General features: G+C 75.7%; 1 protein-coding gene and 1 pseudogene. Both read right to left on the minus strand.

Translation table 11 applies throughout. From position 1 onward, the window contains the following. The coding region (locus AB0O29_RS31520) for an SDR family NAD(P)-dependent oxidoreductase (protein ID WP_365158476.1) at window positions 1-12,084 on the minus strand (12,084 nt) is incomplete at its 3' end. A 59-nt stretch (window positions 12,085-12,143) separates the two neighbouring features. Further along, window positions 12,144-12,241, minus strand: a pseudogene (locus tag AB0O29_RS31525) (LysR family transcriptional regulator); the annotation flags it as partial.

Here is a 12,241-nt window from a genome sequence, read left to right on the forward strand (position 1 = left end):
GCCGTCGCGGACCGCCACCTGGGGCTCGCCACAGGCCACTGCGGCGGACAGGGCGGCGGTGTCGGGGCCTTCGGCGTCCACCAGCACGAAGCGGCCGGGGTTCTCCGACTGGGCCGAGCGTACGAGCCCCCAGACCGCCGCCTGCGCGGGGTCGACGGTGCTGCCCGCGTGCCCGGTGTCGGTGGCGCCGCGCGTCACGACGACCAGCCGCGAGCCGGCGAACCGGTCCTCGCGGAGCCACCGCTGGAGCAGCTCCAGTACGCGGCGCGTGGCGGTGGCCGGTTCGGCCCCCTCCGCCGTGTCGGGCAGTGTGACGGCCACGGTGTCGGGTACGGGGCCGCAGTCCAGGTCCGCGAGGTCCGCGCAGTGGACCGGCGCGGCGGGCTCCGGCTCCACGGCCGGCTCGGTCCGCTCCCAGGCGACGCGGAACAGTGCGTCCCGTGTCCCGGCGCCGCCCCGGGCGGCGGCGCCGGCCTCGGCGAGCTGCTCGGGGGTGACCGTGCGCAGGAGGAGCGAGTCGATGGAGGCGACGGGCCGTCCCAGGCCGTCGGCGATCCGCAGCTCCACCGCGTCCGGCCCGCCCGCGGCCCGGGTCAGGCGGACGCGCAGGGTCTCGGCGCCGCTGCCGTACACGCTGACGCCGCCCCAGGCGAAGGGGAGCCGGCCCGCGTGGTCGGTGTCCGGGAACTCCCCGACGCTCATGGTGTGCAGGGCCGCGTCCAGGAGCGCGGGGTGCAGGGCGAAGCCGTCGACCGGGGTTCCCGCGGGCAGGGCGACCTCGGCGAACAGTTCCTCCTCCCCGCGCCGCCAGACGGCGCGGAGCCCCTGGAAGACCGGGCCGTAGGCGAAGCCGGTGTCGGCCAGCCGCTCGTAGCAGTCGTGGAGGTCGACTGCGGTGGCGTCGGCCGGAGGCCAGGCTTCGTCCGTCTCCTGTGGTGTCCGCCCGGTGTCGGGGACGAGGAAGCCCGTCGCGTGCCGCGTCCAGGAGTCCTCCCCGTGGGCCTCGGTGGCGGTCTCCGCGCGGGAGTGGATCTTCACCGTCCGGCGTCCCGAGTCCTCGTCCGCGAGGCCGACGACGACCCGGACCTGGACCGCGCCCTGCTCCGGGAGGACCAGGGGGGCGGCGAGGGCGAGTTCGTCGACCCGGCCGCAGCCGAGCTCGTCACCGGCGCGTACGGCCATCTCCAGGAAGGCGGTGCCGGGGAGCAGGGTCACTCCGGAGACGGCGTGGTCCGCGAGCCAGGGGTGGGTGGTGAGGGACAGGCGTCCGGTGAGGAGGGAGCCCGCGCCGTCGGGCAGCAGGGCCGTCGCCCCGAACAGGGCGTGGCCGGCGCCGGCCAGTCCGGCGGCGGTGACGTCGCCCGTGGCGGCGGGGGCTTCCAGCCAGAAGTGCTCGTACTGGAAGGGGTAGGTGGGCAGGTCGAGGCGGCGGGCGCCGCGTCCGGCGTGGAAGGCGGCCCAGTCGACGGGGGTGCCGTGGACGTGGACGCGGGCGAGGGCGGTGCTGACGGCCAGGTCTTCGGCACGGTCGCCCCGCAGGGCGGGGACCGCGAGGCCGCGCTCGTCCAGGAGTTCCTGGGCGAGGGCGGTCAGGACGCCGCCCGGACCGACTTCGAGGAAGGTGCGCACGCCTTCGAGGGCGAGGCAGTCGACGGCATCGGCGAAGCGGACGGCCTCACGGACGTGGCGCACCCAGTAGTCGGCCGAGCCGAACTCCTCGGCGGTGACGATCCGGCCGGTGAGGGTGGAGACGACGGGCAGCTGAGGGGCCTTGAAGGCCAGCTCCTCGACGGTCTCCCGGAACTCGGCCAGCATCGGGTCCATCCGCGGGGAGTGGAAGGCGTGGGAGACGACGAGGGCCTTCGTCTTGCGCCCCTCGGCGGCCAGCCGGTCGACGACGGACGCGACGGCGTCCTCCGCGCCCGAAACCACCACCGAAGTGGGCCCGTTGACGGCGGCGATCCCCGCCTGGTCCTCCAGCCCGGCCAGCAGGGCCCGTACCTCCTCCTCGGAGGCCTGGACCGCCACCATCACACCACCGGAGGGCAGCTCCTGCATCAGCCGGCCGCGCGCGGCCACCAGCTTCGCCGCGTCCTCCAGCGACAGCACACCCGCGACGTGAGCCGCCGCGAACTCACCGACCGAGTGCCCGGCAAGGAAGTCCGGACGCACACCCCAGGACTCCAGCAGACGGAACAGGGCCACCTCGACCGCGAACAACGCCGGCTGGGTGAACGCGGTGCGGTTGAGGAGCTCCGCGTCATCCCCGAACACCACACCCTTCAGAGTGAGTTCGAGATGGGGGTCCAGGGCGGCACAGGCGGCGTCGAAGGCGTCCGCGAACACCGGGTACGCGGCGTGCAGTTCACGCCCCATGCCCAGCCGCTGGCTGCCCTGCCCCGAGAAGAGGAACGCGGTCCTGCTGCCGCCGACGGGCGTGCCCTGCGGGGTCTCGCCCCGCAGGAACGCGGTGGCCGTCGGGCGTCCCGCGACCAGGTCCTCCAGGCCGTTCAGCAGCTCCTCGCGGTCCGTGCCGACGACGGCGGACCGCAGGTCCAGGCCGGCCCGGGGTGCGAGGGAGAGGGCCACGTCGAGGGGGTGGAGGTCGGGGTGGGTGGTGAGGTGGGCGTGGAGGCCCGAGGCCTGTGCGCGCAGCGCCGCCGGGTCCTTGGCGGACAGCGGCCAGACGAGGGCCGTGCCGGGGGCCGGTGCGTCCTCGGGGCCGGGGTGCGGTTCCGGAGCTCCGTGCGGTGCGGGCTGCTCGATGACGACGTGGGCGTTGGTGCCGCTGACGCCGAAGGAGGAGACGCCCGCCCGGCGCGGACGGCCGTCGTGTTCCGCCCACTCGCGCGCCTCGGAGAGCAGCCGTACGTCGCCCGCCGTCCAGTCCACGTGCGGTGAAGGCTCGTCCACGTGGAGGGTCTTCGGCAGCACCCCGTGGCGCATCGCCATCACCATCTTGATCACACCCGCCACACCGGCCGCGGCCTGGGTGTGCCCGATGTTGGACTTCAGGGAGCCCAGCCAGAGCGGCCGGTCCTCGGGGCGGTCCTGGCCGTAGGTGGCGAGGAGGGCCTGGGCCTCGATCGGGTCGCCGAGCGTGGTGCCCGTACCGTGCGCCTCGACCGCGTCGACTTCGGCGGCCGAAAGGCCGGCCTGGGCGAGGGCCTGGCGGATCACGCGTTGCTGCGCGGGCCCGTTGGGGGCGGTCAGACCGTTGGAGGCACCGTCCTGGTTGATCGCGGTTCCGCGTACGACGGCCAGTACCTGGTGGCCGTTGCGGCGGGCGTCCGAGAGCCGCTCCACGAGGAGCATGCCGGCCCCTTCGGCCCAGCCGGTGCCGTCCGCCGATGCCGAGAAGGCCTTGCAGCGGCCGTCGACGGCCAGGCCGCGCTGACGGCTGAACTCGATGAAGATGTTCGGGGTGGCCATCACGGTCACGCCGCCCACGAGGGCCATGGTGCACTCACCCTGCCGCAGGGCCTGCGCCGCCAGGTGCAGGGCGACCAGCGACGAGGAGCATGCGGTGTCCACCGTCACCGCCGGCCCCTCCAGGCCGAAGGTGTAGGCCACGCGGCCCGAAGCGATGCTGCCCGCGCTGCCGTTGACGAGGTAGCCCTCGAAGCCTTCGGGGACGACGGAGAGCCGGGAGCCGTAGTCGTGGTACATGACTCCGGCGAAGACGCCGGTCCGCGAGCCCTTCAGCGTGGCCGGGTCGATCCCCGCCCGCTCGAACACCTCCCACGAGGTCTCCAACAGCAACCGCTGCTGCGGATCCATCGCCAGGGCCTCACGCGGCGAGATCCCGAAGAACGCGGCATCGAACTCGCCAGCCTCGTACAGGAATCCACCCTCACGGGCATAACTCGTCCCCGCGTGATCCGGATCCGGGTGGTACAGCCCGTCCAGCGCCCAGCCACGGTCCACCGGGAACCCGCCGACCGCGTCACCACCCTCCGAAACCAACCGCCACAGATCCTCCGGAGAACGCACCCCACCCGGATAGCGGCAGCTCATCCCCACGATCACGATCGGATCGTCGGCGGCCGGGAGGCCGTGGGGCAGGAGGCCCGCGGGGAGCGGTGCGGTCGTGCCGGGGGTGTCGCCGAGGAGTTCGGTGCGCAGGAAGCGGGTGAGTGCCAGCGGGGTGGGGTGGTCGAAGACGAGGGTCGCGGGCAGCCGGGTGCCGGTGACGGCGCCCAGGAGGTTGCGCAGTTCGACGGCGGTGAGCGAGTCGAAGCCGAGGTCCTTGAAGGGGCGTTCGGGTTCGACCCGGTCGGGTGAGGCGTGTCCGAGGACGGTGGCGACCTGGGCCCGTACGAGGTCGGTCAGGACGCGGTCCTGTTCGGCCTCGGGGAGCCCGTGCAGGGTCGCGGCCAGCGCGGAGGCCCGGTCGGCGGGGGTGGCGGCGGTGGTGCCGGGGCCGCTGTGGGCCTTGCGGACGGGGGTCTTGACCAGTCCTCGCAGCAGGGCGGGGACCGTGCCCTCGGTCGCCTGGACGCGGAGTCCCGCGTGGTCCAGCGGGACGGGGAAGAGGACGTCGGCGCCGGCGGTGCAGGCGGCGTCGAACAGGGCGAGGCCGGTGGCCGCGTCCATGGCCACGAGGCCCATGCGGCGGATCCGCGCGAGGTCGGTGGAGTCCAGCTTGCCGGTCATGCCGCTGCCGTCGGCCCACAGGCCCCAGGCCAGGGACACGGCGGGCAGTCCGGCGGCGTGGCGCTGCTGGGCGAGGGCGTCGAGGAAGGCGTTGGCGGCGGCGTAGTTGGCCTGTCCGGCGCCGCCGAGCGTGGCGGAGACGGAGGAGAAGAGCACGAAGGCGGACAGGTCCAGGTCGCGGGTGAGCTCGTGCAGGTGGAGGGCGGCGTCCACCTTGGGGCGGAGCACGTGGTCGACGCGGTCGGGGGTGAGGGCGGGGACGATGCCGTCGTCGGTGACGCCGGCGGCGTGGACCACGGCGGTCAGCGGGTGCCCGGCGGGGACCGATGCCAGGAGGGCGGCCAGGGCCGGGCGGTCGGCGACGTCGCAGGCGGCGGTGGTGACCCGGGCGCCGAGGGCGGTGAGTTCGGCCTCGAACGCGGCCGCGCCTTCGGCGGCGGGGCCCCGGCGGCCGGTCAGCAGGAGGTGGCGTACGCCGTGCTCGGTGACGAGGTGGCGGGCGACGAGCCGGCCGAGGGTGCCGGTGGCTCCGGTGACGAGGACGGTTCCGTCGGCCGGGAAGGTCTGGCCGCGCGGCGGCCCGTCGGCCGGGCGGTCGGTGTGGGCCGTCAGGCGCGGCAGCAGGATCGTTTCGCCGCGTACGGCGAGCTGGGGTTCGCCGGTGGCGAGGGCGGCGCGCAGGGCCTCCCGGCCGGGTCCGGCGTCGGGGTCCAGGCCCGGTTCGAGGTCGAGCAGGACGAAGCGGCCGGGGTTCTCCGACTGGGCCGTGCGGAGCATGCCCCAGACGGCGGACTGTGCGGGGTCCAGGGTGGCGCGTTCGGCGGGGTCGGTGGCGACGGCGTGGCGGGTGACGACGACGAGCGGGGTCCGGTCGGGCCGTTCCCCGGCGAGCCACTCCTGGATCAGGGCGAGGGTGCGGTGGGTGGTCGCACGCACGGCTTCGGCCGGGTCGTCGGGTGCCGGGCCGCCGTCGGGGTCCGGGCCGGCGAGGGCCAGGGCGTAGTCGGGTTCAGGGGCGTCGGAGGAGGTCCGGGCCGGGGTCCAGTCGAGGCGCAGGAGGCCGTCGGAACGGGGGGCGGCCGCCGCGCGGAGCCGGTCGGCTGACACGGGGCGAAGGACGAGGGCGCCGACGGTGGCGACGGTCTGGCCCGCCGTGTCGGCGACCAGGACGGAGACGGTGTCGGGGCCCGCCGGGGTGAGCCGGACGCGTACGGCGGGGGCGCCGGCGGCGTGCAGGCCGACGTCGCTCCAGGAGAAGGGCAGCAGGCCCTGTCCGGTGCCGGTGCCGGAGAGCAGCCCGAGCCAGGAGGCGTGGAGGGCGGCGTCGAGGAGGGCGGGGTGCAGGCCGAAGGCGTCGGCGTCGGGTGCGGTGGGGGCGGGGAGGGCTGCGGCGGCGTACAGGGTGTCGCCGTGCCGCCAGGCCTCCGTGAGGCCGCGGAAGACGGGGCCGTAGCCGAAGCCGAGGTCGTCGAGGAGCCCGTAGAGGTGGTCGGTGGCGACCGGCTCGGCTCCCTGCGGGGGCCATACAGCGAGCTCGGACACGGCCGGCGGCGGGGGCGTCCCGGTGGACAGGGTGCCGCCGGCGTGGCGCGTCCAGTCGGGGGACGCGGCGGGGTCCTCGGGGCGGGAGTGGAGTTCCAGGGCGCGGCGGCCCTCGGGGTCGGGGGCCGAGACCGTGAGGCGGAGCTGGACCCCGCCGTGTTCGGGCAGGACGAGCGGGGCCTCCAGGGTGAGGTCCTCGATGTGGGCGCAGCCGGCTTCGCGCCCGGCCCGCAGGGCCAGTTCCACGAAGGCGGTGCCGGGGACGAGGACGGCTCCGGAGACGGTGTGGTCGGCGATCCAGGGGTGGGTGGTGAGGGAGAGGCGGCCGGTGAGCACGATGCTTCCGTCGGGGAGTACGACGGTGGCGCCCAGGAGGGGGTGTTCGGTGTCGGTGACGCCGATCGCGCTGGGGTCGGCGGTGGCCGGGACGTGCAGCCAGTAGGTCTCGCGCTCGAAGGCGTAGGTGGGCAGGGCGATCCGGCGGGCGGCCGTTCCGGCGTACCGGGCCGTCCAGTCGACGGGGGTGCCGTGGACGTGGAGCCGGGCGAGGGCGGTGGTGACGGCCAGGTCCTCGGTGCGGTCGGCCCGCAGGGTGGGGACCGTGACGGCCTGGTCGTCGAGGAGTTCGCGGGCCAGGGCGGAGAGGACCCCGCCGGGGCCGATCTCCAGGAAGGTGCGTACGCCTTCGGCGGCGAGGGTGGTGACGGCGTCGGCGAAGCGGACGGCCTCGCGGACGTGGCGCACCCAGTAGTCGGCGGAGCCGAACTCCTCGGCCGGGACGAGGTCTCCGGTGAGGGTGGAGACGATCGGGAACCGGGGCGCCTCGAAGACGACCGATTCCACGACCGTTCGGAAGGCGTCGAGCATCGGGTCCATCTGCGGGGAGTGGAAGGCGTGGGAGACCGTCAGGGCCTTGGTCTTGCGGCCCTCGGCGGCCAGCCGGTCCACGACGGAAGCGACGGCGTCCTCCGCGCCCGAAACCACCACGGACGTGGGCCCGTTGACGGCGGCGATCCCCGCACTGTCCTCCAGCCCGGCCAGCAGCTCCCGCACCTCCTCCTCGGAGGCCTGGACCGCCACCATCACACCACCGGAGGGCAGCTCCTGCATCAGCCGGCCACGCGCGGCCACCAGCTTCGCCGCGTCCTCCAGCGACAGCACACCCGCCACATGGGCGGCCGCGAACTCACCGACCGAGTGCCCCGCGAGGAAGTCAGGGCGCACACCCCACGACTCCAGCAGCCGGAACAGCGCCACCTCAACGGCGAACAACGCCGGCTGGGTGAACCGCGTCTCGTGCAGCAGCTCCTCGTCCTCGCCGAACACGACGTCCCGCAGGGGGCGTTCCAGGTGTCCGTCCACATGCGCGCAGACCTCGTCGAAGGCGTCCGCGAACACCGCCTCCACGGCGTACAGTTCACGCCCCATGCCCAGCCGCTGGCTGCCCTGCCCGGAGAACAGGAAGGCGGTGCGGCCCGGTTCGCGGCCGGTGGCGGTGTCGGTGGCGCCGGTGATGACGTGGGGGCCGGCGCCCCGCGCGTCCTCGTCGGCGAGGGCGTCCAGGCCGCGCAGCAGTTCGGCGCGGTCGGTGCCGAGGACGGCCGCGCGGTACGGGAGGGCCGCCCGGCCGGTGGCGAGGGAGAAGCCGATGTCGGCCGGGGTGGCCTCCTCGTGCCCGGTGAGGTGGGAGCGCAGGCGCCGGGCCTGGGCGCGCAGGGCGGTGGCGGTCTTGGCGGACAGCAGCCAGGCGACCGCGTCCCGGGGGGCCGGGTCGCCGGGGTCCGGGGCGGTACCGGCCGGCTCGGCCGGCTCCTGCGCCGGGGGCTGTTCGATGATCACGTGGGCGTTGGTGCCGCTCACGCCGAAGGCCGAGACGCCGCCGCGCCGGACGTGGCCGGGCTCCTCGGGCCAGGCCACGGGGGCGGAGAGCAGTTCGACGGAGCCCGCCGACCAGTCGACGTGCGGGGTCGGGGCGTCGACGTGCAGGGTGCGGGGAAGTTCGGCGTGCTGGAGGGACAGGACCAGCTTCATCACCCCCGCGACGCCGGCGGCGGCCTGGGTGTGGCCGATGTTGGACTTCAGCGAGCCCAGCCACAGCGGCCGGTCCCCGGGCCGGTCCTGGCCGTAGGTGGCGAGGAGGGCCTGGGCCTCGATGGGGTCGCCGAGGCGGGTGCCGGTGCCGTGGGCCTCGACCACGTCGACGTCGGCGGGTGCGAGGCCCGCGTCGCCGAGGGCCTGGCGGATGACCCGCTGCTGCGAGGGGCCGTTGGGGGCGGTCAGGCCGTTGGAGGCGCCGTCCTGGTTGATCGCGGAGCCGCGGACGACGGCGAGGACCTGGTGTCCGTTGCGGCGGGCGTCGGAGAGCCGCTCCAGGAGCAGCATGCCGGCGCCCTCGCCCCAGCCGGTGCCGTCGGCCGCGGCGGCGAAGGCCTTGCAGCGGCCGTCGGGGGCCAGGCCGCGCTGGCGGCTGAACTCGATGAAGATGCCGGGGCCCGACATGACGGTGACGCCGCCCGCGAGGGCGAGTTCGCATTCGCCCTGGCGCAGGGACTGGACGGCGAGGTGGAGGGCGACGAGGGAGGAGGAGCAGGCCGTGTCGACGGTGAGTGCGGGCCCCTCCAGGCCGAAGGTGTAGGCGAGGCGGCCGGAGACGACGCTTGCGGCCCGGCCGGTCAGCAGGTAGCCCTCGACGCCTTCGGGTGCCCGGCGCAGGCCGGAGGCGTAGTCCTGGCCGTTGGAGCCGATGAAGACCCCGGCCTGGCTGCCCTTGAGGGTGGCGGGGTCGATGCCGGCGCGTTCGAAGGCCTCCCAGGTGGTCTCCAGGAGGAGGCGCTGCTGGGGGTCCATGGCTAGGGCCTCGCGGGGGGAGATCCCGAAGAAGGCGGCGTCGAACTCCCCGGCCTCGTAGAGGAATCCGCCTTCGCGGGCGTAGGTGGTGCCGGGGTGCTGCGGGTCGGGGTGGTAGAGGGAGGCGAGGTCCCAGCCGCGGTTCTCGGGGAAGGCGGAGAGGGCGTCCTCGCCTTGCGAGAGGATCGTCCACAGGTCCTCGGGGGAGGTGACCCCGCCGGGGAAGCGGCAGCTCATCGCGACGATGGCGATGGGTTCGTCGTCGACGGGCCGGGCGGCGGGCGCTGTGGCGGCCGTGCCGGGCTGCGGGCCTCCGGCGAGCCGGGTGTCGAGGTGGGCGGCGAGTTCGGCCGGGTTGGGGTAGTCGAAGACGACGGTGGTGGGCAGTCGCAGGCCGGTGGCCGCGGCCAGGCGGTTGCGCAGTTCGATGGCGGTGAGCGAGTCGAAGCCGGTGTCGCGGAAGGCCCGTTGGGGCTGGACGGCGTCGGCGCCGGAGTGGCCGAGGACGGTGGCGGCCTGGGTGCGGACGAGCTCGACGAGGGCCCTGAGCCGGTCGGGGCCGGGGAGTGCGGCCAGCTGTCCGGCGAGCCCGGGGCCGCTCGCGGCGGCGCCGTCCGGGCCGGCGGGGGCGGTGGCCCCGTCGAGGATGCGGCGCGCTTCGGGGAGGCGGTGCAGGAGCGGGTACTCGCCGGTGTGGGCGAAGGCGCGGACGAAGCGCTCCCAGTCGACGTCGGCGACGGTGACGGCCGTGTCGTCGTGCTCCATGGCGCGGCGCAGGGCGGCGATGCCGAGGTCGGCGGGCATGGGGAGGATGCCCCGGCGGGTGAGGTGTTCCTCGGCGTGGCGGCCCATCATGCGGCCGCTGCCCCAGGAGCCCCAGGCGATGGCGGTGGCGGGCAGGCCCTGGGCGCGGCGGTGGTGGGCGAGGGCGTCGAGGTGGGCGTTGGCGGCGGCGTAGCCGCCCTGGCCGCCGTTGCCGACGACGCCGGCGATGGAGGAGAACAGGACGAAGAAGTCGAGGTCGTGGCCGGCGGTGAGTTCGTGGAGGTGGACGGCGGCGTCGGCCTTGGGGCGCAGTACGTGTTCCAGCCGGTCGGCGGTCATGGCGTCGAGGACGCCGTCGTCGAGGACGCCCGCGGTGTGGATGACGCCGGTGAGGGGGTGTTCGGCGGGCAGGGAGGCGAGGAGTGCGGCGAGGGCGGTGCGGTCGGCGGCGTCGCAGGCGGCGATGGTGGCGTGGCAGCCGAGGGCGGCGAGTTCCTCGCGGAGTGCGGCGGCGCCTTCGGCGGCGGGGCCGCTGCGGCTGGTGAGGAGGAGGCGGGTGGCTCCGGAGCGGGCGAGCCAGCGGGCGACGTGGGCGCCGAGGGTGCCGGTGCCGCCGGTGATCAGGACGGTGCCGTGGGGGCGGGCGGGGGTGTACTCGCCGCTGGGGGCCGCCGCGTCGGCGGTGGCGCGGACGAGGCGGCGGGCGAGGGTGCCGGTGGCGCGGACGGCGAGCTCGTCCTCGCCGCCGGGGTCGGCGAGGAGGCCGGTGAGGAGGTCGAGGGTGCGTGCGTCGAGGGTTTCGGGCAGGTCCACGAGGCCGCCCCAGCGCTGCGGGTACTCGGCGCCGGCGACCCGGCCGAGGCCCCAGAGCTGGGCCTGCGCGGGGTGGCGCGGCGGGTCGGCGGGGCCGGTGGCGACGGCCCCGGAGGTGGCGCACCACAGGGGGGCGCCGATGCCGGTGTCGCCGAGGGCCTGGACGAGGGCGAGGGTGGCGGCGAGGGCGGCCGGCACCCGGTGTCCGGGGGCGCCGGCGGGGTCTTCGGCCAGCAGGGAGAGCACCCCGGTGACGGCGTCGGGCTCCAGGGCGGCCTCGGTGAGCCGGTCGGCGAGGAGTGCGGCCACGTCCGTCCGTCCGGGGTGGGCGGCCGGGTCGAGGGTGACGCGTTCGACGCGGGCGCCGCGGGCGGTGAGGGCCTCGTGGACGGCGGTGGCGGTGGCGGATCCGGTGTGCGCGGCGGCCGTGACGAGCAGCCAGGTGCCGGTGAGCGGGGCGTGGCTGCCGCGCCGGGTACGGGTTTCGGTGGGGGTCCAGGTGACGCGGTAGCGCCAGTTGTCGATGCGGGCGGTCCGGGTGGAGCGGCGGCGCCAGTCGGCGAGCCGGGTGACCATGCTGTCGAGGGTGGCGTCGGGGGCCAGGTCCAGGGAGCTGGTGAGGGCGCGGACGTCGGTGTTCTCGACGGCGGCCCAGAAGCGGGCCTCCTCCTCGCTGTGGCCGCCGCCCGTCGCGGGGGCGGCGGGGGCGGCGGGTTCGAGCCAGAGGCGGCGCCGCTGGAAGGGGTAGGTGGGCAGGTCGGCGGGGCGGGGGCGGGCGCCGGGGAAGGCGGCGGCCCAGTCGGCCGGGACGCCCCGGGTCCAGGCCTCGCCGAGGGAGGTCAGGAAGCGGGCGGAGCCCCCGTCGCCGCGGCGCAGCGAGGGGATGACGTCCACGGTGGCCCCGGCGTCCTCGGCGGTCTCCTGGAGGCCGATGGCGAGCACGGGGTGGGGGCTGCATTCGACGAGGACCTGGTGGCCGTCGGCGATCAGGCGGCGGGCGGCCGGCTCGAAGCGGACGGTGGTGCGGAGGTTGGTGTACCAGTAGGCGGCGTCGAGGGCGGCGGAGTCGACGGGTTCGCCGGTGACGGTGGAGTAGAACGGGACGGTCGGGGTGAGCGGGGTGATGCCGTCGAGGGCCGCGGCGAGTTCGGCCTCGATGAGTTCCACGTGGGCGGAGTGGGAGGCGTAGTCCACGGGGACCCGCTTGGCGCGGACCCCGTCGGCGGTGCAGGCGTCGAGGAGTTCGCCGAGGGCGTCGGCGTCGCCGGAGACGACGGTGGAGCGGGGGCCGTTGACGGCGGCGATGCCGAGCCGCTCGCCCCACCGCTCCAGGCGCCGGGTGACGTCGGCGAGGGGTTCGGGTACGGAGACCATGCCGCCGAGTCCGGCGAGGCGGGCGAGGAGGCGGCTGCGGAGGGCTACGACCCGGGCTGCGTCGTCGAGGCCGAGGGCGCCGGACACGGCGGCGGCGGCGATCTCGCCCTGCGAGTGGCCGATGACGGCGGAGGGTTCGACGCCGAAGAGGTGGCGAAGGCGCCGACGCGGACCTCGCCCACGTCCCCCGCGAGGTAGCCGGCCAGTTCGGCGTCGGCGCGTTCCAGCTGGGCGAAGACGGCGT

The sequence above is a fragment of the Streptomyces sp. NPDC089915 genome, assembly GCF_040684675.1.
Classification (GTDB): Bacteria; Actinomycetota; Actinomycetes; order Streptomycetales; family Streptomycetaceae; genus Streptomyces.